The sequence below is a fragment of the Pseudomonas rustica genome, assembly GCF_018336155.1.
GTDB lineage: Bacteria > Pseudomonadota > Gammaproteobacteria > Pseudomonadales > Pseudomonadaceae > Aquipseudomonas > Aquipseudomonas rustica.
Genome location: NZ_JAGYHF010000016.1, coordinates 74,363 through 97,285 on the forward strand (window position 1 = coordinate 74,363; position 22,923 = coordinate 97,285).

Consider the following 22,923-nt stretch of genomic DNA (forward strand, 5'->3'; position numbering starts at 1 on the left):
GCCTTGTGGCGCTCAATAGCATCGAAGAACTGGTTGAAGACATCCGCCAAGGCAAGATGGTCATCCTCATGGATGACGAAGACCGCGAGAATGAAGGCGACCTGATCATGGCCGCCGAATGCTGCCAGGCCGAGCACATCAACTTCATGGCCAAGCACGCCCGTGGCCTGATCTGCATGCCGATGAGCCGCGAGCGCTGCGAACTGTTGAAGCTGCCGCTGATGGCACCGCGCAACGGTTCCGGTTTCGGCACCAAGTTCACCGTTTCGATCGAAGCGGCCGAAGGCGTCACCACCGGCATCTCCGCTGCTGACCGTGCGCGTACCGTGCAAGCGGCGGCGGCCAAAGATGCCAAGGCTGAAGACATCGTCAGCCCGGGCCACATCTTCCCGCTGATGGCTCAGGCCGGCGGCACCCTCGCTCGCGCTGGCCACACCGAAGCCGCCTGCGACCTCGCGCGCATGGCCGGTTTCGAGCCGAGCGGCGTGATCTGCGAAGTGATGAACGACGACGGCACCATGTCCCGTCGCGCTGAATTGGAAGCTTTTGCTGCCGAACACAACATCAAGATCGGCACCATCGCCGACCTGATTCACTACCGGATGATCCACGAACGTACCGTTCAGCGGATTGCCGAGCAGCCACTCGACAGCGAACTGGGCCAATTCAACCTGGTGACCTATCGTGATTCGGTGGAAGGCGACGTGCACATGGCACTGACCCTGGGCACTGTTTGCGCCGAAGAGCCAACGCTGGTTCGCGTGCACAACATGGATCCGCTGCGCGACCTGTTGATGGTCAAGCAACCGGGCCGCTGGAGCCTGCGCGCCGCGATGGCTGCGGTTGCCGAGGCGGGCAGCGGTGTTGTTCTGTTGCTCGGTCACCCGCTCGATGGCGACGTGTTGCTGGCGCATATCCGTGAAACCGGTGATCAGCCAGCACCGAAAAAACCGACCACCTACAGCATCGTCGGTGCCGGTTCGCAGATCCTGCGTGATCTCGGTGTGCGCAAAATGCGCTTGATGTCTGCGCCAATGAAATTTAATGCGATATCCGGTTTCGATCTGGAAGTTGTAGAATACGTGCCCTCCGAATAATGACCCGGAGAATCGTATTGCTGGTGTGTGCCCATTGTGGCGAGGGGATTTATCCCCGTTGGACTGCGTAGCAGTCCCAAAAACAGGGGCCGCTGCGCAGCCCAACGGGGATAAATCCCCTCGCCACAAGGGTGCAGTCGAGTAGCAATGCGGTTTTTTCCGGCCATGTGTTCGTGGCTAATATCACTGAGGGATGCGTACGAGACGCGTCCCGGCTCTTTAAGAGATCTGACGAATGACCCTGAAGACCATCGAAGGTACCTTCATCGCCCCAAAAGGCCGCTACGCTTTGGTAGTAGGCCGTTTCAACAGCTTTGTTGTTGAAAGCCTGGTCAGCGGTGCAGTTGATGCCCTGATTCGCCACGGCGTGAGCGAAAGCGACATCACCATCATCCGCGCGCCTGGCGCCTTCGAAATCCCGCTGGTTGCGCAGAAAGTCGCTCAGAAAGGCGAGTTCGCAGCCATCATCGCCCTCGGCGCGGTCATTCGTGGCGGTACTCCGCACTTCGAATACGTGGCTGGCGAATGCACCAAGGGTCTGGCCCAGGTGTCCATGGAGTTCGGCGTACCGGTCGCGTTCGGCGTCCTGACCGTTGATTCCATCGAGCAAGCCATCGAACGTTCCGGCACCAAGGCCGGTAACAAAGGTGCCGAAGCTGCCCTGTCCGCTCTGGAAATGGTCAGCCTGCTGGCACAGTTGGAGGCCAAGTGATTAGCGACGAAAGCGATCGTTTCAACCCGCGCGAGCCGCGTCCAACCGACGCCGGCAAGCCTTCGAAAAGCGAAAAGCGCCGCGCTGCCCGTCAGTTGGCGACGCAAGCGTTGTACCAGCGCCACATGGCCGGTGCTTCGCTGAACGAAATCGAAGCGCAGTTTCGCGTCGATAACGACTTCACCTTCGCCGACCAGAGCTACTTCCACGACATCCTGCACGGTGTTCCGGCCAGTCTGACCGAGATCGACACCGCGCTGGCGCCGTGCCTGGATCTGACCATCGAAGAGCTCGACCCGGTTGAACTGTGCGTACTGCGCCTGTCGACCTGGGAACTGCTCAAGCGCGTCGACGTGCCGTACCGCGTTGTGATCAACGAAGGCATCGAACTGGCGAAAGTCTACGGTTCCACCGACGGTCACAAGTTCGTCAACGGTGTGCTCGACAAGCTGGCCCCGCGCCTGCGTGAAGCTGAAGTGAAGGCGTTCAAGCGCTGAAACGCGCTTGATACTTCAATGGGCGAGTTTGAGCTGATCCGCAATTTCTTCGCCGCCGCGCCTTGTGCGCAGGGCGGCGAAGGCGTTGCTCTCGGGATTGGCGATGACTGCGCCTTGCTCGCTGTTCCCTCCGGGGAACAGCTGGCGATCTCTACCGATACGCTGGTGGCCGGTGTGCATTTCGCCGACCCCTGCGATCCGTTTCTGCTCGGTCAGCGCTCGCTGGCCGTTGCGGTCAGCGATCTGGCCGCCATGGGCGCCACGCCCGTTGCCTTTACCCTTGCCCTGACTGTACCGACGGTGACCGCCGATTGGCTGCAAGCCTATGCCCGCGGTTTGAACCGCATGGCGCAGAGTTGCGGCGTTGCATTGGTTGGTGGCGATACCACGCGCGGGCCGTTGAGCCTGACGGTGACTGTGTTTGGTCGCGTGCCTGCCGGTCAGGCGTTGACCCGCAGCGGCGCGCAACCGGGCGACTTGCTCTGTGTCGGCGGCGAGCTGGGCAATGCTGCCGGCGCGCTGCCGCTGGTGCTCGGTCAGCGTGATGCCGAACCTCATATCGCCCAACCGCTGCTCGATCACTACTGGTCGCCGCAACCGCAACTCGCCCTCGGTCAGGCCCTGCGCGGCAAAGCCACGTCGGCGCTGGATATCTCCGATGGCCTGCTCGCCGACTGCGGCCACATTGCGTTGGCGTCGCAGGTGCGACTTGAGATTGAACGCGAGCGCGTACCGTTGTCGGATGCTTTAGTGGCGTTTCTCGGTCAACGGGGTGCCGAGCGCGCGGCGTTGAGCGGTGGCGATGATTACGTGCTGGCGTTTACCCTGCCGTCCGTCGAGTTGTCGGCGCTGCTGGCCAATGGCTGGCCGATCCATGTGATCGGTCGCGTGGCCGAAGGGCAGGGCGTGGTGCTGCTGGATCGCGAAGGGCACGACATCACCCCGCAAACCCGGGGCTATCAACATTTTCAGGAGACACCGTGACAGATCACCCGAAACAGGTTCCGGCCGAATTCGTTCCGCCGTCGGTCTGGCGCAATCCCTGGCATTTCCTCGCGTTCGGCTTCGGTTCCGGCACGCTGCCGAAAGCGCCGGGCACGTGGGGCTCGTTAGTTGCGCTACCCTTTATCCCGTTGTGGCAGATGCTGCCCGACTGGGGTTACTGGCTGATGCTCGGGATCACCATGCTGTTCGGCTTCTGGCTGTGCGGCAAAGTGGCTGACGATCTGCGGGTACACGACCACGAAGGCATCGTCTGGGACGAAATGGTCGGGATGTGGATCACTCTGTGGCTGGTGCCGGAAGGCTGGTACTGGTTGCTCGCGGGTTTTCTGGTGTTCCGCTTCTTCGACATTCTCAAGCCGTGGCCGATTCGCTGGATCGACCGGCATGTTCACGGCGGCGTCGGCATCATGCTCGACGACGTGCTGGCCGGCGTGTTCGCCTGGCTGGCCATGCAGGGACTGGTGTGGATTTTCGCCTGATCCGCGCCGTACAGGGTTAAGTGAGGACACTAGGGATGGCTCGACGCTGGCTGGCGCTGCTGATGTTGACCTTGTTGAGCACTGTCGTCAGTGCTCAGGAAGCTGTGCATGCGCCGGCGGTGATTCATCTGGCCAGCGAAGACTGGGAAGACTACACCGCCGCCGACGGCCACGGACTCGCCTGGGATGTGCTGCGCAAGGTCTTTGAGCCGATCGGCGTCAAAGTCGAGATCCGCAGCGTGCCGTACACCCGCTCGATCGGTTTGGTGCAGTTGAAGGAAGTCGACGCGCTGGTCGGTTCCTATCGTGATGAAGCCGGGCAAGTGCTGTATCCGCACTGGAATTTCGATTCCGATCACATCTACGCGCTGGGTCTGGCGAGCAATCCGCCGCCGACCCTGGCGACACTCGGCAAATACCGACTGGCCTGGGTGCGCGGTTATCGCTACGAAAACTACCTGCCGAACGTCAAACGCTACAACCAGATCGAGCGCCGCACCGGCATCCTGCCGATGCTCAAACAGGGGCGGGCGGATTACTACATCGACGCGCTGACCGAGATCGAAGCGGTGATGCGCAGTGCGCCGGATCCGGCGCAGTATCGCTATTCGCACCTGGTCGAGTTGCCGCTGTACCTCGGCTTCGCCGACACCTCGCAGGCTCGGGCCTTGATGGCGCTGTATGACCAGCGCATGGAGCAACTGGTGAAGAGCGGCGAGCTGAAGCCGATCTTCGAACACTGGAAGCAGCCCTATCCCTTCAACCCGAACTGAACACCGATCCGGATGCTTGTACAAAACCCCTGTGGGAGCGGGCTTGCTCGCGAAAGCGTTGGGCCAGCCAGCCAATCTGTCGACTGACACACCGCATTCGCGAGCAAGCCCGCTCCCACAGGGATCTAGGCAAGTCTGTAGTTATCAAACTTTTTGATCGTTATCCCCGATAATTCAGCCTAAGCGCCGGTAGGAACCTGCTGTTACAATGCCGGCCTGCGAATTTTCAGACTCTTTAGATCAGGAGCACACCGGTGCCTGTCGTCTTTGTCGCCGCTTCCAAGCTGCCAACGCCTTTTGCGCAATTCACCATGCACGGTTTTCTCGATGAAGCCACCGGCCGCGAGCACGTTGTGCTGAGCCTCGGTGAATTCACCGACGGTGCCCCGGTACTCGGCCGTTTGCACTCCGAATGCCTGACCGGCGATGCCTTGTTCAGCCAGCGTTGCGACTGCGGCTCGCAACTCGAAGGCGCACTCAAAGCCATCGCTCGCGAAGGCCGAGGCGTGTTGCTGTACCTGCGCCAGGAAGGTCGCGGCATTGGTCTGTTGAACAAGATTCGTGCTTACGAGTTGCAGGACGGCGGCGCCGACACCGTTGAAGCCAACGAGCGTCTGGGCTTCGCCGCCGACCAGCGTGACTACGCCATGTGCCTGCCGATGTTGGAGCATCTGGGCGTTAAATCCCTGCGGCTGATGACCAACAATCCGCGCAAGGTCAAAGCCTTGACCGACATGGGCATCACCGTCGCCGAGCGCGTGCCGCTGCACACCGGCCACAACCCGCACAACAAACTCTACCTGGCGACCAAGGCCAGCAAGCTCGACCACATGATGGGCAACGAGCATCAGGGCGAGGTAGACCGGGCGTGACCCGTGGTCAGGTGCGGCGCCGATTGTCCGTCGCCTGGTGGAAATACCTCGCGCTGGCACTGGTGCCGCTGTTCGTGATCAACGCATTATTCGGCCAGAGCGACGGCATTCTGCCGGTGCTGGCGATGCCGCTGTTCATTGCCGGCGTGGCGTCGATGTTTGTCAGCCTGAAGTTTTTCGGCCGCTACAAACACGCACTGATCGCCACGCAAAAAGCCCTCGATACCCCTGAAGAACCCGACGCGTGGATTGCCCTTGCGGCGAACCGTCGCTCGGCGTTTCTCGCGGCAGCCTTGCCAGCGTGGATCGGCGCACTGGCGGTATTCGTCGGTCTCGAAGCAGTACCGTTGATGCTGCTGGCGCTGTCCACCGCCGTGCTGTTTTATCTCTACCGCATCCCGCGTCAACTCGGCTGATGTACCGTCTCTGGCTGGCGGTTCTGCTGCTGGCCGTCAGCGGCCCGGTGCTGGCAAACCTGCGGGTGGTCAGCCTGGCGCCGTCGCTTTCTGAAATTGTCGTTGAGCTGGATTCGGCCGACCTGTTGGTCGGGGTGCTGGATGCTGGTGAGCGTCCTGCGGAAATTGCCAACGTCCCGTCGGTGGGTCGTTACGGCCAGCTCGACATGGAACAGTTGCTCAGCCTCAAACCTGATTTGTTGTTGCTTTGGCCCGGCAGTGTCGGCCCGGCGCAACGGGATCAGTTGAAGCGTCTGGGCATTCCGACTTTCGTCGCCGAACCGCATTCTTTAGATCAACTCTCCACGCAGATTGAAGCCATTGCCAAGCAATTGGGCAGGCCTGAGCGTGGGGTGAAACTGGCAGCGGATCTGCGGCAAAAACTCGCGGATCTACGCCAGCGCTATCACCGGGAAGTGCCGTTGCGGGTGTTTTATCAGGTGTGGGACAAGCCGCTGTACACCGTTGGTGGCGGGCAGATCATCAGTGATGCGCTGCAAGTGTGCGGGGCGCGGAATGTGTTCAGTGATCTGACCTTGCCTGCGCCGCAAGTCAGCATCGAGGCGGTGTTGCAACGTGATCCCGAAGTCATTCTGGGCAGCGACCATTCCCAGCTCAACGCCTGGAAAAACTGGCCGCAGGTCGCCGCTGTAAAGCAGCAGCAATTACTGCTGGTCACCGACAAAGGCCTCGAACGCCCAAGCGGCCAGATGATCGACGCCACCGCCAAACTCTGCCAACTCATCGCGCCAGACCGCTGAAACCGAGGTGACTTCTTTCGCGAGCAAGCCCGCTCCCACAGGGGATTGCATTCCAAATGTGGGAGCGGGCTTGCTCGCGAAGGGGTCAGTCAAATCACTGCAGATTTCAGATCAGAGTTGAGGTGTCCAGGTGACACCAAACATCCACATCCGACCTTCCTCGCGATAACCATACTGACCGCCGTCATAGCTGTAATTCGCGCGGCTGTAACCCTTGTCGAAAACGTTATCGACCTTCAGATCCAGCTTGATCTCGCGGTTCAGCGCCCAACTGCTGCGCAAGCCGAACAATGCGTAGCCACCCAGCGATTGATTGTTGTCGCGATCGTCATAACTGCTGCTTACCGCCTGCCAGCTCGCACCGACACTGATCCGATCAAACTGCCGATCCAGATCCCAGCTCAACGTCCGCCGCGCACGACGCGCCAGGGTATGCCCGGAATCGCGATCGCGCGGATCAATGATCGACACGCCCAGGTTGCTCTGCCAGTCGAACAATTCCTGTTTCAGCGCCGCTTCAAAACCGTTGATTCGCGCCGAAGCGACGTTCTCTGGACGTGAGTTGCTGCCGAAGATAATCGCGTCTTGCAGATCTGTGCGGTAAATCGACGCTTCCAGACGGCTGCTGTCGCTCAACTGGCTGCGCCATTGCAGCTCATAGCTCTTCGACGTTTCTGGTTTCAGATCAGGATTGCTGAAGTCCGGGTAGTACAGGTCGTTGAACGTCGGTGCGCGGAAGCCTTCGCTATAACTCAGCAACAGATCGTTATCCGGATTCAGCGGCAGGGTGAACGTGCCGCTCCAGGTATTCTGGCTGCCGAATTGCTGATTGTCATCGTGGCGCAGACCGAGTTCGGTGGAAAAGCTGTCGGCCTGATAACGATGCTGGATAAACGCCGCGCGGTTCCAGCGGCTGTCCTCGTCGAACGCGGTGCTGCTGTTGACGCGATCTTCGTACCAGTCGCCGCCGAGGATCAGGCTGTTACGCGCATTCAAGGTCAGGTCGTTCTGCCAGTTCAGCGAATCGCGATAGGTGTTGAACACCGTGCGCTCGTCGCTGAGTTTATCCAGGGTCTTCTCGCGGTTCTCGGTATGGCCAAACTCGACGCGGGTTTTCCAGAGGTCGTTGAACCGTGCGTCGAAGTAGCTGCTGATACTGCTGACGTTGAAATCGCTGTAAGGCTGCTGCTGCACCGACTCGAAGGTGTTCATGTCGAAGCGGCCGAACGGGTTGTCGAACTCGCTCTTGCCACGGTTATCCAGCAGATTGGCGCCGATTTCGATGTCATCGGTCAGCGCATGGCTAAGGCTCAAACTAACGGACTTATTGCGGTAGGTATCGTGATCGCCATCGCTTGGATACGACTCGTGCGTGCGATCAATCCCGGCCGTTTCATCAAGGCTGGCGCCGAGATTGAAGCGGGTTTTGTCATCGCCGCCGGACAAGCCGAGGCTGCGTTCCCACGTCTGGTTGCTGCCGAAACCAACGTGCATGCGTGGCTGCAAACCCTGCTCAGTACCGCGTCGGGTGAAAATCTGAATCACCCCGCCAATCGCATCACTGCCGTAAATCACCGAACGCGAGCCGCGCAGCACTTCCACACGCTCGATCTGCTCGATGTTCAGATGCTGCAGATTGCTGTCGCCCGAAGTCGAGTTGCCGATGCGCTGACCATCGACCAACACCAGACTCTGCGCCGATTGCGTGCCGCGAATATAGATTCCCGGCAGACTGCCGCGCCCGCCAGTCTGCGCCACTTGCACACCCGGCACGCGACGCAGCAAGTCCGGCACGTCGCTCGGTTGCAGGCGGTCGATGTCTTCACGGGTGAACACGGTGTTGGCGGCGCTGCTGTCGTTGCGGGCTTCGACCTGGCGGTTGGCGGAGATCAACGTGTCCGGCAGCTTCAACGCCTGATCACGCTCGAAGTTATCGGCGAGGACATTGGCAGACGGCAGCAGGAAGAAGGGCAGGGCGAGGCGCGAGAGTTTCATGGCAATCCATCGGGAATTTCAGGTGTACACAAATATTTGGTTTCCACAAAACACTGTGGGAGCGGGCTTGCCCGCGAAGGCGTCAGCACATTCAACATTGATGTTGGATGTGCCGACCTCTTCGCGGGCAAGCCCGCTCCCACAGGGATTGTGTGTTGAGCGACTTAGCGGTTGAGCAATTCCAGACGCTGACGAATCGACGTTTCGATCCCGGCCTCATCCAGCCCACACTCCGCCAGCATTTGCGCAGGCTTGGCGTGTTCGACGTAGATATCCGGCAAGCCCAGATGCAGCATCGACTTGAGGATGTTCTCCCGCGCCAGGAACTCGCTGACCGCGCCACCGGCGCCGCCCATGATCGCGTTCTCTTCGATGGTCACCAGTAACTCGTGGCTGCCGGCAATCTCGCGCACCAGTTCTTCATCCAGCGGTTTGACGAAACGCATGTCGACCACGGTGGCATCCAGCTTCTCGGCGACTTTCAGCGCTTCGGTCAGTTGTACGCCGAACACCAATAGGGCGACTTTGTTGCCCTGACGGCGGACGATGCCCTTGCCGATTTCCACCGGTTCGAGATCTTTTTCGATGGTTGCATTTGGGCCATTGCCGCGCGGGTAGCGCACCGCCGCCGGGCCGTTGTAGAGGTGACCGGTGGTGAGCATTTTGCGCAGTTCGTTTTCATCGCTCGGGGTCATGATGACCATGCCCGGGATGCAGCGCAGGTACGACAGGTCGAAGCTGCCAGCGTGGGTCGGGCCGTCTTCGCCGACCAGACCGGCACGGTCAATGGCGAACAGCACGTCGAGGTTTTGCACCGCAACGTCATGCACCAGTTGATCGTAACCACGCTGCAGGAACGTCGAGTAAATCGCCACCACCGGTTTCGCGCCTTCGCAGGCCATGCCGGCGGCGAACGTCACCGCGTGTTGCTCGGCAATTGCCACGTCGAAGTAGCGCAGCGGGAAGCGTTCGCTGAACGCCACCAGATCCGAACCTTCCTTCATCGCCGGGGTGATCCCGACCAAGCGTGGATCCGCCGCCGCCATGTCGCACAGCCACTCGCCGAACACTGCCGAATACTTTGGCCCGCCAGCTTTCTTCGGCGCAGCGGCCGGGGCGTCCAGTGGTTCCAGTTTGGTGATGGCGTGGTAACCGATCGGGTCGACTTCCGCCGGGGCGAAGCCTTTGCCTTTCTTGGTGACGATGTGCAGAAACTGCGGGCCTTTCAGATCACGCATGTTGCGCAGCGTGGCGATCAGCGTTGGCAGGTCGTGGCCGTCAATCGGGCCGATGTAGTTCCAGCCCAGCTCTTCGAACAGGGTGCCGGGAACCAGCATGCCTTTGGCGTATTCTTCGGTACGACGGGCGATTTCCCAGGCGCCGGGCAGGCGCGACAGGACTTTCTTGCTGCCTTCACGCATGCTCGCGTAAGTGCGGCTGGACAGGATCTTCGCCAGATAATTGGACAGACCGCCAACGTTGCGCGAGATCGACATGTCGTTGTCGTTGAGGATCACCAGCATGTTGGCGTTCACTTCCGGCGCGTGGTTCAGCGCCTCGAAAGCCATGCCAGCAGTCAACGCGCCGTCGCCGATCACCGCGATCGCTTTGCGATCACTGTTTTGCAGGCGGGCGGCAATCGCCATGCCCAGCGCTGCGCTGATCGAGGTGCTGGAGTGGCCGACGCCAAAGGTGTCGTACTCGCTCTCGGCGCGGCGCGGGAACGCCGCGATGCCGTCCTTCTGACGCAGCGTGCCCATGCGCTCGCGACGACCGGTGAGGATCTTGTGCGGATAAGCCTGATGACCGACGTCCCATAGCAACCGGTCGTCCGGCGTGTCGAAGACGTAATGCAGCGCGATGGTCAGCTCGATCACGCCCAGGCCTGCGCCGAAATGCCCACCGGTCTGACCGACCGTGTAGAGCAATTCCAGGCGCAACTCATCGGCCAGGGTTTCCAGCTCGGCTTCGCCTAACCGGCGCAGGCCGTCCGGCGTATTCGCGCGGTCGAGCAGGGGCGTGGTCGGGCGCTTGCGGGGAATCTCATGAAACGTCGTGGGCATCAGGCGAATCGTTATAGGTATAAAAGATGCGGCAGTTTACCTGATGCATCGCCCCCTGCCCACGCGTTGGTATTTTTTGGCTGCTCGGCGCTTAGTTGCGCCGCTCAACGATATACCGGGCCAGCTCACGCAAAGGCTCAGCCGCCGCGTCAAACGGTCGCAGCGCATGCAGAGCCTGATCGCGCAGTTCCAGGGCGTAGGCCTTGGCGGCGTCGAGGCCGAGCAATGCCGGGTAGGTTGGTTTGTCACGAGCGATGTCAGCGCCCTGGCGTTTGCCGAGGGTTTCGGTATCGCTTTCGACGTCGAGAATGTCGTCCTGCACCTGAAACGCCAGGCCGATGGCCTGTGCATAAGCCTGCAGGGCACGCAGTTCGTCTTTCTCGGCACGGCCGCTGGCCAGAGCGCCGAGTTTGACGCTGACTTCGATCAGCGCGCCGGTCTTGTGCCGGTGCATCTGCTCGAGGGCTTTTTGATCGAGCTTGAGGCCGACCGAGCCGAGGTCGATGGCCTGGCCGCCAACCATGCCCGCCGGGCCGGCAGCCTGCGCCAGCGCGGTGACCATTTGCAGACGGATATCGCTGCTGCAATCGCTCAGGCGCGGATCGAGCAGGGCGCTGAAGGCCAGACTCTGCAAGCCATCACCGGCAAGAATCGCGCAAGCTTCATCGAATTTTTTGTGGGTGGTCGGCTGGCCGCGACGCAGATCGTCATCGTCCATCGCCGGCAAATCGTCGTGAACCAGCGAATAAGCGTGGATCAACTCAACCGCGCAAGCCGCGCCGTTGGCTTGCTCAGCCTTGCCGCCCAACGCTTCGCAGGCAGCGTAAGCCAGCAGCGGACGTACGCGTTTGCCGCCGTTCATCACGCTGTAGCGCATGGCTTCATAGAGGCGTGCGAGCTCTGGCAGCGGCGCATTGAACAGGGTCTCCAGAGCCGCATTGACGCGGTTCTGACTGGTCGCCGTGTACGCTGCAATCATTCTGGCTGTTCCGCGTCGAAGGGTTCCTCGGCGAGTTCGCCATCACGCTCCAGCAGCACTTGCACCTTCTGCTCGGCTTGCGCCAGCGCTGCCTGGCAATCACGGGTCAGACCGATGCCCTGCTCGAAAGCGGTCAGCGAGTCTTCCAGCGACAATTCACCGTTCTCCAGACGCTCGACCAATGTTTGCAGGTCGGCGAGGGACTGTTCGAAATCCAGTGAAGCTTTTTTGCGGGCCATGGCGGCGATTTCCGGTTGACGTTAAACCGGCGCGACACTAGCAGATAGGGGGGTTGTGGGCAAATGAGCAAGGGTGATGCGCACCAGAACAAATGATCCTTTGTGCAGGATAAAGATCCCCTCTGAATGAAAAGATCCCTTGTGCAGAACAAAGATCTGATCTTAATACAAAGATCCCTTGTGAGAACAAAGATCCAATGTGGCGAGGGGATTTATCCCCGTTCGGCTGCGCAGCAGTCGTAATCAATGCTGACTCGGTAGACCTGAAAATAGGTGCTCGTAGCTTTTGGGGCTGCTGCGCAGCCCAGCGGGGATAAATCCCCTCGCCACAGGGCAGCGGTGATTTTGGAATGCAGAGGCTTATTCGGCTCATTTTGTGAGCCGAATAACTTTCCTAATCGGCTCACAACCTTCTTAAGGCCAGTTTCCTACAGCCATCGCACCTGTATCCGATTGTTAAAAAACCACCAAATGGCTAATCTTCGCGCCTTCTACGACCCGACAGTCACGGGTCTTTCAGACGAAACGCAGTTTCACCGCTGTGAAGTACCGAGGATCGGGTGCAAGGTTTCGTTCAGGCATGGCAGGAGGCATTACATGCGTTCACTTCTTTTGCTGTTGATCGGTCTGGCCTGCGCGCCAGTGCTGTGGGCCGCGCCGACTGCCGAACTGTCTGAACCGGTCGGTGGCTGGCGATATCACGGCTTGCTCGATCGTACGGAAAACCCGCAAGTCGCCTACCCGACGCCGCCGATCGATCGCGGCATCCAGCGCAATCGCACGATGATCCAGGGTCAGCTCAAAGCTATCGGGCATCAGCGCCCGCCACACAGCCTTGCGGTAAATGGCAATCCACTGAATCTGTACACCGACGACCAGGGTCGTTTCGCCCGGCCGTATGCGTTCGGTGCCGGCTCCAACAGCGTCGAGGTGATGAGCTCCGAGGGCCAGTCGCTCAAGCGCGTGCAATTTTATGAAGCAAACAATTTGCGCACGCCGGCGCGAATTCGTCTTGTCTTGGGATGGGACGATCCGAAAGCCGAGCTCGATCTGCACATTGTCACGCCCGACGGTCAGCATGCGTTTTGGGCGCAGCCGGCGCTGAGCAATGGCGGCGGGCTCGACCCGGATGGCGTCGATGGCCCCGGCCCGGAAATGTTCACCATGACCGCGCCGCTGCATGGCACCTATCTGGTTTACGTCAACTATTGGGGCAACTTCGGCAACGGCGGCTATAACTTCGAGGAGACCAGCAATCAGAACGAGGTGATCACCTCGCAAATCACGCTGGTGCTCAACGAAAACACCGTCGACGAAAAACGCGAAACGTTCATCGTGCCCCTGCGGGCGATCGGTGATCTGCTGCTGGTAAAGACTTTCAACTATTAATAAGCATCCCGCTGCACGGATGAAATCGGGCTTTGAAAAGATGAGCGAAAACACTGTGACTTCGGCTGTCGACACGCCAACGGCGAAACCTTCGCGGCGCTGGCCATTGCTGCTGGCCGGGTTGTGCCTGGTGGCTGGCGTGGCGGGTGGTTTTGGCTGGCTGTTGCTCAAACCCAAGGCGCCGCCAGCGGAATTGGCCAGTGACAAGCTCGGCCTGAGTCGCCCGGACGCGCTGCTCGAAACACATTCCCTGAGCCAGTTGCCCAAAGACTTGCTGACGGTGCCGTTCCTCAAAGCCACGCTCACCGAAGATTTCGTCTTCTATTACGAAACCCACGCCGATCGTCTCGGCCTGATCGGTAGCCTGCGCCGGATCATTTACGAGCATGATCTGAAGTTGCAGGACAGCCTGATCGAAGCGCTTTTCGATCAACCGGCCGACGTGGCGCTGTGGCGCGGGGCGGATGGTCGCCTGAAGGATTTCCTGTTGGTGATGGATCGCGGCGGTCTGGCCAAATTGCTCGAGCCGCTGGCGAAGGTCGCACTGGATGACACGCAACTCAGCCAGATTGCCGAAATCAAGGTCGGTGGCGACACCGTGCCGCTCTATCAACTGACTTACAACGCGAGTAAAGCCCTGTTGTTCGCCTCTCGCGGCGACAAACTGGTGGTGCTGTCCAACCCGGCCAAGTACTACGACCCGGAAAGCGGCGCCTCCGAAGAGTCGGGTCACGTCTCACCGCAGGCATTCGCGGCGCTGCTCAACGGTGAAAAACTGTTCCCCGAAGCCTTCGGTCTGCCAGCGAAAACCCCGGAAACCAAACAGCGTCTGTCGGTCAATTCCAGCGTCCTCGCCATGGGTTATCAGCGTTTCATCCCGAACTTCGCCGGGCTGCGTTTCGACATGGACGACAAGGGCTGGCACAGCTACCTCGCGATGGACGAACTGGAAAACCAGCCGGACTTCGATTTCAAACCGGTCTGGCAGGCGATGCCGCTCGGCGCCAGTGCCTGCGTGACCTTGCCGGTCGCGGCCGAACCGCAAAAACCGCTGCTGGTAAAACTCGGTGCCGAAGAAGCCGTGGCGCAAACCATCACCGAACACGTCGCGGGTGCAGCAGGCCTTTGCTGGTATGCCGATTCGCGTTTGTACACGCCGCTGTTGGTCGCCAGTCTGAAAGATGAAGACAGTGGCAAACTCGACGGCGACCTCGGCAAATTGTTCGGCTCGATGGTCGGCGCGTTTGAGTCCAATGTTGAAGAAAACGTATTCCCGGTGGTCGAGAAACAGGAAGGCCAGAACCACGTCTGGCAGCGTCAGGTCAGCTCCAACTTCGGCCCTTACGCAGCCAAAGATGCCGAGAACCCGGAGGCTATTTCCGGCAAGGCTTTCATGAAAGTCAGTCTCGCGCGCCACGGTTCGACGCTGCTGTTCTCCCTCGATGACAAACTCGTCGACAAGGCCCTCGGCACCCTCGACAAACGCTTCCCGCCGATGGCCGACGTACTGCCCAAAGATGTGCTGATGCCGATCTACTTCGGCCCGGATTCGATGGCGCAACTGATGCAGCAGGAAACCCTCGACAGCCTGCCGCAGGACATGGAACCGGTGTTTTACAACGCCGCGCAAACCTACCTGATCCCGAAACTGCGCACCCTCGGCGGTTACGGCAAATACGCGTTGACCTTGCCGGAAGGCAGCGAGCCTGACGGCCACTGGCAATGGCTGCCGCTGGAGTGGAAAGCACTGTGACGGCACTGATGCGCAGTCTCGGCTTGCTCGCACTGTTACTCAGTGCGGGAGCCCGAGCCGTCGAAGCGCCGGCGCTTGATCCGGCACAGTCCCAGGTGTTTCGCGCCTGGTTCGTGCGCATCGCTCAGGAGCAACTGAGCCAAGGCCCGAGCCCGCGCTGGTATCAACAGGATTGCGCCGGGCTGGTACGTTTTGCCGCCAACGAAGCGCTGAAAGTCCACGACGACAAATGGCTGCGCAGCAATGGCCTGTCCAATCGTTATCTGCCGCCGGAGCTGTCGCTGACCGATGACCAGCGCAAGCTCGCCCAGCAATGGCAGCAGGGCGGCGGCAAGGTCGGGCCGTATGTCAACGCGATCAAACTGATTCAGTTCAACAGCCATCTGGTCAGCCGCGACGTGTCGCAGGCGCGGCCCGGTGATTTGATGTTTTTCGATCAGGGCGACGACCAGCACCTGATGATCTGGATGGGCCGCTACATCGCCTATCACACCGGCACCACCACCCCGACTGACAACGGCATGCGTTCGGCAAGCCTGCAGCAACTCATGACATGGAAGGACACCCGATGGATACCCGACGCAGCCAACCCCAACTTCATCGGCGTCTATCGACTGAACTTTCTCTCCCAATGACCGGTGCCCGCATGTTGCGAATCTGCTCCCGAATTCCTTTGCTGCTGGCGCTGTTGCTGCCAATGGCCACCGTCAGCGCTGAAGATTCGGTCGAGCCGAGCGGCTACACGCCGGTCTCCGGTGAAAGCTTCTTCCTGCTCGCCGACAGTAGTTTCGCGGCGGACGAGCAGGCGATGGTGCGCCTCGAAGCGCCGGGCCGTGATTACCGTCGCTTCCGCATGGAACCGTATGGCGGCGCCGACATTCGTGTGTATCGCATCGACAAGCCGCTGGATTTCCTCAAGCGCCAGAAGAACCTGCACCGTGTGGTCAGTGATGGTCAATTCAAAGGCGAAGGCCTGTCCAACACCCTCGCGTACCTGTGGGACAACTGGTACCGCAAATCCCGGCGGGTGATGCAGCGCGCGTTCTCCTATGAATCGCGCAAACAAGTTACCGAGGAAGTGCCGGAACTGAAGATGGGCAACGCCATCGCAGCACCGACGCCGTACGACGCGCAGCCGCAATTTGCGTTGATTCCGGGTCTGCCGGTGGTCAGCCAGTTTCGCTATCCGTTGTGGCAGGCCAAGCCGATCCAGCCGCCAGCCGGGGTCAATCTGGCCGGTTCTTCGAGCGATTTTGTCAGCGTCGCACCGGGCAACGTTTATATCCCGTTGGGTAACCTGAAACCGGGTCTGTATCTGGTCGAAGCGCTGATCGGCAAGTACCGCGCGACCACCATGGTTTTTGTCTCCAACACCGTCGCGGTGAGCAAAATTGCCGGCGATGAATTGCTGGTCTGGGCTGCGCGCAAACACGAAGGCAGTTCGGTGCCGAAGGTCAATGTGCTGTGGACTGATGGCCTCGGCGTGATGAGCAGCGGCGCCACCGATACCGATGGTTTGCTGCGCCTGAAACACGTCAGTCCGGAGCGTTCGTTCGTGATCGGCGAGGATGAAGAGGGCGGCGTGTTCGTCTCGGAAAACTTCTATTACGACAGCGAAATCTACGACACCAAACTCTATGCGTTCACCGACCGGCCGCTGTATCGCCCGGGGGATTGGGTGTCGCTGAAAATCGTCGGTCGCGAATTCAAGAATGCGCGGGATTCGGTGTTGCCGGGTGCGGCGGATGTCACGGTCAGCGTGCTCGATGCTACCGGTACCGAGTTGCAGCACCTCGATTTGAAACTCGATTCGAAGGCCGGTACTCAGGGCCGTTTCCAGTTGCCGGACAACGCGGTGGCGGGCGGTTACGAGATCCGGTTCAACTATAAGGATCAGGCCTACAGCAGCGCCTTCCGTGTGGCGGAGTACATCAAGCCGCACTTCGAGATTTCGCTGAACCTGGCCAAACAGGATTACCGCACCGGCGAGCCGGTCAAAGGCAGCCTGGTGTTGCTGTATCCGGACGGAAAACCGGTGGCCAACGCCAAGCTGACCCTGAGCCTCCGTGCCCAGCAACTGTCGATGGTCGACAACGAGCTGCAATACCTCGGGCAATTCCCGGTGGAGCTGACCAGCACCGAACTGACCACCGACAGCAAAGGCAACGCGAGCCTCGACCTGCCCGCCGCCGACAAACCGAGCCGCTACATGCTTACCGTGTTTGCCAGCGATGGCGCGGCGTATCGGGTCAAGACCACCAAGGAAATCCTCATCGACCGTGGCGCGGCGAGCTTCCGTTTGAGCGCGCCGCAACGCTTCAGTGCGGTCGGCGACAAGGTTGCGTTCAGCTACGCCAACGAAGGCGGCAGCGAGCAAAGCAAAGCGGTGACGCCGAGCACGTATGGCTGGGTGCGTCTGGAAGACCAGAGCACCGGTGAAGGCAAACTGGCGGCGACGGACAAAGGCTTCAGTCTGGCGTTTGATCGTCCCGGCACTTACAACCTGACTTTGAAAGATCAATACGGTCGCGTCCTTGGCGCCACCGGTCATTCGGTCACTGGCGATGGTGTGAAAGCGGTGCCGGGCACTGTGGAAATCGTCCTCGACAAACCCGAGTACAAGGCTGGCGATGAAGCGCTGGCACTGATCACGTTCCCGGAACCGGTCAGCGATGCGTTGCTGTCGCTGGAACGCGACAAGGTCGAAGCTACTGCGCTGCTGGCCAAGGGCGGCGACTGGCTGAAACTGGAAAAACTCAGCGACACCCAATACCGCGCGCGCATCCCGGTGAAGGACAACTTCGCGCCCAACCTGACCTTCTCGGTGCTCTACACCAAGGGCGGTCAGTACAGCTTCCAGAACGCCGGAATCAAAGTGGTTGCGCCGCAAATCGACGTGGCGATCAGCACCGACAAAGCGGTGTATCTGCCGGGCGACACGGTCACGGTTGACCTGACTACGCAGTTCGCCGGCAAAGCGGTTCCGGCGCATCTGACCGTCAGTGTGGTCGACGAAATGGTCTACGCGCTGCAACCGGAAGTTGCGCCGACCATCGACCAGTTCTTCTACCACCCGCGCCGTAACAACGTGCGCACCAGCGCCAGCCTGTCGTTCATCAGTTACGACGTCGCGTTGCCGGGCAGCCCCGGCGCACCCGGCAAAGCCAACCGCAGCGAGCGCGGGGTGAAAGTGCTGGAGCGGCCGCGTCGCGAAGACGTTGACACCGCCGCATGGCAACCGGAGTTGTTGACCGGTGCCGATGGCAAAACCCGCTTTACCTTCAAGATGCCAGACTCGCTGACCCGCTGGCGCATCACTGCCCGAGCGATCGCCGACGACGGTCAGGTCGGGCAGAAGAAGCAGTTCGTGCGCTCGGAAAAACCGCTGTACCTGAAGTGGAGCGGCCCGAGCAAATTCCGCAAAGGTGATCAGCCACAGCTTGGTGTGTTCGCGTTCAGTCAGGCCGAGAAACCGGTGAAGGCTGAACTGGTCACTCACTACGCTGGCACCGAACAGCGTTTGCCGGTGACTTTGAACAACGGCATCAATTATCTGCCGCTGCCAGGGTTCTCATTGGCTTCCGGCGAATGGACTGCGGAACTGGTGCAGGGCGGTAAAACTGCTGATGCCTTGGCTGTACGCCTCAGCGCGACGGGTGATGGCTGGCAAGTGACGCAGACGCAAAGTCTCGACGTCGCCAGCGGCGATACCGCGCTGAGCCTGCCGGCGGATGCCACCGATATTCGCCTGCGCCTGGACGACAGTCCGCAAGCGCTGTTCCGCTCGGCGCTCGATGATCTGCTCAGCTATCCGTACGGCGGCGTCGAACAAACGGCCAGCCGCTTGCTGCCATTGAGCATCGCTTATCCATCGCTGGCGTCGAACCCGCAGATCCGCGATCGCTTGCGCCTGATCATGCAAAACAGCCGTCTGCGTCTGGTGCAAATGGCCGGGCCATCGGCGAGCTTCACTTGGTGGGGCTACGACGGTGAGCCGGATGCGTTCCTCACCGCTTACGCTTATTACGCCGACTTCAACGCCAGCCAAGTGCTGGAACTGACCTTGCCGCCGGAGCACTGGCAGCGAGTGTTGGAGGTTTACGCTAAACAAGCGCCGAACACGCCGTTGCTGCAGCGCGCGTTGACTCTGTCGTTCGCCAAGCAGATGCATCTGCCGGTGAATACGTTGCTGACGGGATTGATGGAGGATCTGGCCAAGGCTGGTGAAGGCAATGCCGAAACCATGCTCGACGATGGTCAAGACAGTCTGGTGATGAGCGATCCGGATTCGGCGCTCGGTCTGGCGGCGGCGCGGGTGTTGACCGCAGCGTTGGCCGCGCAGTCGAAAGTGACCTTGCCGGAAGCGTTCAATCGTCAGGTGGGCGCTGCGCAACAGCGTCTGTCGGTCAGTTCGCAGCCATTTGCCGAAGCGCTGCATTTGTCGCTGCAACCGTTTGATCAGGCGCGCGCGCAGGCTTTGTTGCAACGTCTGTTGCCGCAGCAATCGACCCTGGAGCGAGCGCTGGCGCTGACCTGGCTGCAACGCAGTATCGCTCAAGCCTCGCCGACCATCGCGCTGACGCCGGGTGACGGCTGGAAGAAAAACTACGGTGCATCCGGTGAGATGTACTGGACGTGGCAGGGCGCGACGCCGGTGCCAAGCGTGTTGACGGTTTCCGGTACGCAGGAGCGTCCATTGCGCGCGGCGCTGAGCTTCCAGACTCAGCAGCCGGCAGTCGATCCGATGGCTGTGACCATCACTCGTCGTCTGTCGCGACTGGTGCCGGGCGACGAAGCCTTCACCTTCAAACTGGAGCCGGTCGGCAGCAAGCCGTTGTCCAGCGACAGCCTTTATCTGGACGAAGTGATCCTCACCAGCAAAGCGCCGAAACCGCTGCGTTACGGCATGCTCGAAGTGCCGTTGCCGCCGGGTGCCGATGTCGAGCGTACGACGTGGGGCATCAAGTTGCAGGGCAAGGAAGGCACCGAACCGACCGCACTGGAGAAGGCGCGCTTCGAGCCGGGACAACTGGCTTATGCGGTGCCGGTGGATGCGCTGAGCGGCGAGTTGCGTCTGCGTCATCTGGTGCGCTTCTCGCAGAAAGGCCAGTTCAATCTGCCGCCGGTGCGCTTCACCCAGATTTACGCGCCGCAGCATCAGGCCCAGGAAGCGAAAGCCGCGCTCGGTCAGGTCACGGTCAACTGACATGATCCGCTCGCTGCTGTGGCTGATGTTGTGTGTGATGCCTGCGCTGGCGACGGCGCAGGATGAGCCGCTGCGTCTGGCTTATAAAGGCGAGTTGTTGTCGCTGAATCACACGCAGTTGGTTGCGCGCGAACCGTTGCCACCGACGCTGGACACGCCTCTGGGCAGTCTGTGGAAGTTGTTCGTCTATGCGTGGCTGGTGGATACCGGCGCGCAGGAACCGGCATATGAATGTCGTGGGCAGTCGAAGGAAGAGGTTTATTGCTGCACGGTTGGCGGCAAGATCGAACGTGATCAGGCGTTGGTGAAATCTTGCGGGTTGTATTTCGAGCCTTCGCGGTTGGGGATAGCGGCTGGGGATTGGCGTGCTTATTGGCAGGCGCGGCAGGCGCCGTCGTGGTTGCTGGATTTGCCATCGGTGCAGCCGGCGCAACGTATTTCCGTTGTCGAGTTACTTAAGGTGTTGGCAACTTTGCCGGCGCAGGATCAGGCGCGGCGGGTGCTGCTCGATGTGCTGCTTAATGCGGCGGACGGCAATGTCGTCGGTGAACTGGGCGGACGTCTACGGGTGAAAACCTGGAGCTGGCTCGGCGATCGGGATCCCCAGTCACGGCAGGGTGGTTTCGCCGGTTGGACGGCTGACGGCTCGCCGATCTGGGCGGGCGGGCGCGGCACCAGTCAGATGGTCTTGCGTCATTTCGGGCAGGCGCTGTCGACCGTGTTGCCAGTGGTATGGCCGGTGGACGCGGGACGCTGTGTTGAAGTCGGCCTGTTTTCGAAATATCCGGTTTCGAGGGTTTTAGCGGGCGAACGTATCGCGGCATCGGGTTCACTAAAGGGTGACTACCGCGTCGAGTTCGCCAACGGCAACGCGTTGGATATCCACAGCGACGGCGAACTGTTTCTGCTCAACGACAAACTCGTCGCCCGCGTGGATCGCGAAGAATACGTCGCCCGAGTCCTCGAGCGCGAAGCCAAAGCCGAACCCGCTGAAGCTGCCAAAGCGCTTGCCGTCGCCATTCGCACCTATCTATTGCAGAACGCGACGCGCAATGGCGATTGCCTGAGCATTGATGACAGCAGCAATCGGCAGCGAGTTGCGCCGCGTCCGGCCTCTGTCGAATCGCGCAACATTGCCGCGTGGACAGCCGATCTGGTGTTGGCCGGCAGTACGGTCACTTATCACTCGGATCAGCCCGGCCCGGACAAACTCTCTTGGCAGCAGGCTGTCGAGCAGGCGAATGCGGGGCAACGATATGACGCGATTTTGCTACACGCCTATCCGCGCGCCAGCCTCAGCCGTTGGGATAACCCGATTGCTTCTTGCCAAGCATTGCCCGGCGCACAGGACTGGCTGCAAAAACAGCGTCGTGGCTGGCGGCCAAAACTGGACAGCGAAACCGGCTACAACGAAGTCAGCACATTTGCCGTGTGCAAACTCGCGTTCGGACGACCTTACGTCGACCGCGAACGCCAGCGCATTTATGTGCGCGGCGTGCTGACCTTGCAGGATCGCCTCGATCTGACTCACGAATATCTGCACCTTGCCTTTGAAGCACACCCCAATGGCCAGGATGAAACCTACATCGAAGGGCTCGCCCGTCACCTTTTGCTGGAATAGACCATGACACTCCGTTATCCACAGGTCTTGCTGCTGCTCTGTGCCTTTAATGTGCTGCCCGTGGCCATGGCTGCCGACAGCGTCAAACTCGACACGCCGGTCGGTGGCTGGCGCAGCGGCGCACCCGAAGGCGAGGGCGAAAGTTTTCGTCAGACCGTCAACTATCCGGCCTCATCAGTGAATACGCCGGTTGGCCAAGCCAAGACCGCGCGCATCAGTGGCGAGATCAAAGCCACGCCGAAGGGCAATGAGCCGGGTCGATTGATCGTCAACGGCGTGAGCATGCCGTTGAAAATTGACGAGTCCGGGCGCTTTGATCGACCGTTCTCTTTTCCCAATGGGAGCAACAGTGTCGAGGTGCGCAGTCCCGACGGACAACAACGGCACCGCACGCAGTTCCTCAATACCAGTGGTGGTGCGACCCCGGCCAAGCTTCGCGTTTTATTGGCATGGGACAGCGACGGTACCGACCTCGACCTGCACCTCGTCACGCCCGATGGCGCGCACATCTGGTACGGCAATCGCGTCGCGCCAAACGGTGCAGCGCTGGATGTCGACGTCACCACTGGTTACGGCCCGGAAATCTTCGCCATGCCGGCACCGATCAAGGGTCAGTATCTGGTTTACGTGAATTATTACGGCGGTGGCTATCGAGGAGATGAAGAGGGAGGGGATGACGCGGTACAGCCGTTAACCACGGCGCAGGTAACGGTGATCACCGAAGAGGGAACACCGAGCGAGAAGATGGAGACGTTCCTTATCCCGATGCGCGCGGTGGGGGAGTTGACGCTGGTTAAGTCGTTTAGCTATCCGTGAGGCTCAGGTACAGCGATCGCAGCTTATATATAGAAGAGCAGGGCAACGAAGGCCGACCCCTTGGGGTCGGCCTTCGTGTTTGCGGGCTTTTTTGACCAATGTGACAGAAATATGAAAATAGACGTTGACGGCAAATCCCAGACGTCTATAATTCGCCCCACTTCCGGCGCAGTCGAAACGGAAAACTCCTTGAGATTCAATGAGTTAAGTG

20 protein-coding genes are annotated in these 22,923 nt (G+C 60.4%); 15 read left to right on the forward strand and 5 right to left on the reverse strand.

Annotation, left to right across the window (positions count from 1 at the left end):
- The first annotated feature begins 5 nt into the window (after window positions 1-5).
- The 9 genes from ribBA to KFS80_RS25000 all read left to right on the forward strand — a co-directional run bounded on the left by ribBA (window position 6) and on the right by KFS80_RS25000 (window position 6,651).
- Window positions 6-1,097: a bifunctional 3,4-dihydroxy-2-butanone-4-phosphate synthase/GTP cyclohydrolase II gene (gene ribBA / locus KFS80_RS24960; RefSeq protein ID WP_008081846.1), complete on the forward strand. Its 1,092-nt coding sequence runs from the start codon at window positions 6-8 to the stop codon at window positions 1,095-1,097.
- 235 nt (window positions 1,098-1,332) lie between these two features.
- Entirely contained in the window at window positions 1,333-1,809 is a 477-nt protein-coding gene (gene ribH / locus KFS80_RS24965) for a 6,7-dimethyl-8-ribityllumazine synthase (RefSeq protein ID WP_123390292.1), read from the forward strand.
- The gene (gene nusB / locus KFS80_RS24970) at window positions 1,806-2,306 is read left to right on the forward strand and encodes a transcription antitermination factor NusB (protein ID WP_053124252.1); all 501 of its coding nucleotides are present in this window, start codon (window positions 1,806-1,808) and stop codon (window positions 2,304-2,306) included. The genes ribH and nusB overlap by 4 nt, the downstream gene beginning before the upstream one ends.
- A gap of 18 nt (window positions 2,307-2,324) precedes the next feature.
- The gene (gene thiL, locus KFS80_RS24975; RefSeq protein ID WP_212546253.1) at window positions 2,325-3,290 is read left to right on the forward strand and encodes a thiamine-phosphate kinase; all 966 of its coding nucleotides are present in this window, start codon (window positions 2,325-2,327) and stop codon (window positions 3,288-3,290) included.
- Entirely contained in the window at window positions 3,287-3,790 is a 504-nt protein-coding gene (locus KFS80_RS24980; protein WP_007910933.1) for a phosphatidylglycerophosphatase A family protein, read from the forward strand. The genes thiL and KFS80_RS24980 overlap by 4 nt, the downstream gene beginning before the upstream one ends.
- 35 nt (window positions 3,791-3,825) lie before the next feature.
- Window positions 3,826-4,563, forward strand: a complete 738-nt coding sequence (locus tag KFS80_RS24985) for a substrate-binding periplasmic protein (RefSeq protein ID WP_212546254.1) — start codon at window positions 3,826-3,828, stop codon at window positions 4,561-4,563.
- A 254-nt stretch (window positions 4,564-4,817) separates the two neighbouring features.
- Complete coding sequence (gene ribA / locus KFS80_RS24990) at window positions 4,818-5,435, forward strand: GTP cyclohydrolase II (protein WP_053124247.1); 618 nt, start codon at window positions 4,818-4,820, stop codon at window positions 5,433-5,435.
- The gene (locus tag KFS80_RS24995) at window positions 5,432-5,851 is read left to right on the forward strand and encodes an MFS transporter (RefSeq protein WP_212546255.1); all 420 of its coding nucleotides are present in this window, start codon (window positions 5,432-5,434) and stop codon (window positions 5,849-5,851) included. Before ribA ends, KFS80_RS24995 begins: the two co-directional genes overlap by 4 nt.
- Complete coding sequence (locus KFS80_RS25000; RefSeq protein ID WP_212546256.1) at window positions 5,851-6,651, forward strand: cobalamin-binding protein; 801 nt, start codon at window positions 5,851-5,853, stop codon at window positions 6,649-6,651. The genes KFS80_RS24995 and KFS80_RS25000 overlap by 1 nt, the downstream gene beginning before the upstream one ends.
- A gap of 111 nt (window positions 6,652-6,762) precedes the next feature.
- Here KFS80_RS25000 and KFS80_RS25005 read toward each other — a convergent pair whose 3' ends face one another.
- The 4 genes from KFS80_RS25005 to KFS80_RS25020 all read right to left on the reverse strand — a co-directional run bounded on the left by KFS80_RS25005 (window position 6,763) and on the right by KFS80_RS25020 (window position 11,927).
- Window positions 6,763-8,646 carry a TonB-dependent receptor domain-containing protein gene (locus tag KFS80_RS25005; RefSeq protein ID WP_212546257.1) on the reverse strand — a complete coding sequence of 628 codons (1,884 nt, stop codon included), beginning with the start codon at window positions 8,644-8,646 and terminating at the stop codon, window positions 6,763-6,765.
- Window positions 8,647-8,810: 164 nt separating this feature from the next.
- On the reverse strand, window positions 8,811-10,709 hold the full coding sequence (dxs, locus tag KFS80_RS25010) for a 1-deoxy-D-xylulose-5-phosphate synthase (protein ID WP_212546258.1): 1,899 nt from the start codon (window positions 10,707-10,709) through the stop codon (window positions 8,811-8,813).
- 91 nt (window positions 10,710-10,800) lie between these two features.
- On the reverse strand, window positions 10,801-11,688 hold the full coding sequence (ispA, locus tag KFS80_RS25015) for a (2E,6E)-farnesyl diphosphate synthase (RefSeq protein WP_212546259.1): 888 nt from the start codon (window positions 11,686-11,688) through the stop codon (window positions 10,801-10,803).
- Window positions 11,685-11,927: an exodeoxyribonuclease VII small subunit gene (locus KFS80_RS25020; protein ID WP_212546260.1), complete on the reverse strand. Its 243-nt coding sequence runs from the start codon at window positions 11,925-11,927 to the stop codon at window positions 11,685-11,687. Before KFS80_RS25020 ends, ispA begins: the two co-directional genes overlap by 4 nt.
- A 597-nt stretch (window positions 11,928-12,524) precedes the next feature.
- On the opposite strand from KFS80_RS25020, the gene KFS80_RS25025 reads away from it, so the two are divergent.
- The 6 genes from KFS80_RS25025 to KFS80_RS25050 are packed head-to-tail and all read left to right on the forward strand — an operon-like array spanning window position 12,525 to window position 22,712.
- Window positions 12,525-13,316: a YfaP family protein gene (locus KFS80_RS25025; protein WP_212546261.1), complete on the forward strand. Its 792-nt coding sequence runs from the start codon at window positions 12,525-12,527 to the stop codon at window positions 13,314-13,316.
- Window positions 13,317-13,356: 40 nt separating this feature from the next.
- Window positions 13,357-15,069: a DUF2138 domain-containing protein gene (locus KFS80_RS25030; RefSeq protein WP_212546262.1), complete on the forward strand. Its 1,713-nt coding sequence runs from the start codon at window positions 13,357-13,359 to the stop codon at window positions 15,067-15,069.
- A gap of 8 nt (window positions 15,070-15,077) precedes the next feature.
- Window positions 15,078-15,704, forward strand: coding sequence for a DUF1175 domain-containing protein (locus KFS80_RS25035; protein ID WP_212546267.1), 627 nt, complete (start codon window positions 15,078-15,080; stop codon window positions 15,702-15,704).
- Window positions 15,701-20,275: an alpha-2-macroglobulin family protein gene (locus KFS80_RS25040; protein ID WP_212546263.1), complete on the forward strand. Its 4,575-nt coding sequence runs from the start codon at window positions 15,701-15,703 to the stop codon at window positions 20,273-20,275. Before KFS80_RS25035 ends, KFS80_RS25040 begins: the two co-directional genes overlap by 4 nt.
- Before the next feature lies 1 nt (window position 20,276).
- Entirely contained in the window at window positions 20,277-21,896 is a 1,620-nt protein-coding gene (locus KFS80_RS25045; RefSeq protein WP_212546264.1) for a DUF2300 domain-containing protein, read from the forward strand.
- A 3-nt stretch (window positions 21,897-21,899) separates the two neighbouring features.
- Window positions 21,900-22,712, forward strand: coding sequence for a YfaP family protein (locus KFS80_RS25050; protein WP_212546265.1), 813 nt, complete (start codon window positions 21,900-21,902; stop codon window positions 22,710-22,712).
- 23 nt (window positions 22,713-22,735) lie between these two features.
- Here KFS80_RS25050 and KFS80_RS25055 read toward each other — a convergent pair.
- Window positions 22,736-22,923 (reverse strand): hypothetical protein (locus KFS80_RS25055; protein WP_212546266.1); only part of this gene is annotated, 188 nt, incomplete at its 5' end.

Bases quoted from the DNA above. Each gene is read 5' to 3' on its own strand.
- ribH (WP_123390292.1), top strand. From the start codon at position 1,333: ATGACCCTGAAGACCATCGAAGGTACCTTCATCGCCCCAAAAGGCCGC.
- thiL (WP_212546253.1), top strand. From the start codon at position 2,325: ATGGGCGAGTTTGAGCTGATCCGCAATTTCTTCGCCGCCGCGCCTTGT.
- KFS80_RS24985 (WP_212546254.1), top strand. From the start codon at position 3,826: ATGGCTCGACGCTGGCTGGCGCTGCTGATGTTGACCTTGTTGAGCACT.
- KFS80_RS25000 (WP_212546256.1), top strand. From the start codon at position 5,851: ATGTACCGTCTCTGGCTGGCGGTTCTGCTGCTGGCCGTCAGCGGCCCG.
- KFS80_RS25005 (WP_212546257.1), bottom strand. From the start codon at position 8,646: ATGAAACTCTCGCGCCTCGCCCTGCCCTTCTTCCTGCTGCCGTCTGCC.
- dxs (WP_212546258.1), bottom strand. From the start codon at position 10,709: ATGCCCACGACGTTTCATGAGATTCCCCGCAAGCGCCCGACCACGCCC.
- ispA (WP_212546259.1), bottom strand. From the start codon at position 11,688: ATGATTGCAGCGTACACGGCGACCAGTCAGAACCGCGTCAATGCGGCT.
- KFS80_RS25020 (WP_212546260.1), bottom strand. From the start codon at position 11,927: ATGGCCCGCAAAAAAGCTTCACTGGATTTCGAACAGTCCCTCGCCGAC.
- KFS80_RS25025 (WP_212546261.1), top strand. From the start codon at position 12,525: ATGCGTTCACTTCTTTTGCTGTTGATCGGTCTGGCCTGCGCGCCAGTG.
- KFS80_RS25030 (WP_212546262.1), top strand. From the start codon at position 13,357: ATGAGCGAAAACACTGTGACTTCGGCTGTCGACACGCCAACGGCGAAA.
- KFS80_RS25035 (WP_212546267.1), top strand. From the start codon at position 15,078: ATGCGCAGTCTCGGCTTGCTCGCACTGTTACTCAGTGCGGGAGCCCGA.
- KFS80_RS25040 (WP_212546263.1), top strand. From the start codon at position 15,701: ATGACCGGTGCCCGCATGTTGCGAATCTGCTCCCGAATTCCTTTGCTG.
- KFS80_RS25045 (WP_212546264.1), top strand. From the start codon at position 20,277: ATGATCCGCTCGCTGCTGTGGCTGATGTTGTGTGTGATGCCTGCGCTG.
- KFS80_RS25050 (WP_212546265.1), top strand. From the start codon at position 21,900: ATGACACTCCGTTATCCACAGGTCTTGCTGCTGCTCTGTGCCTTTAAT.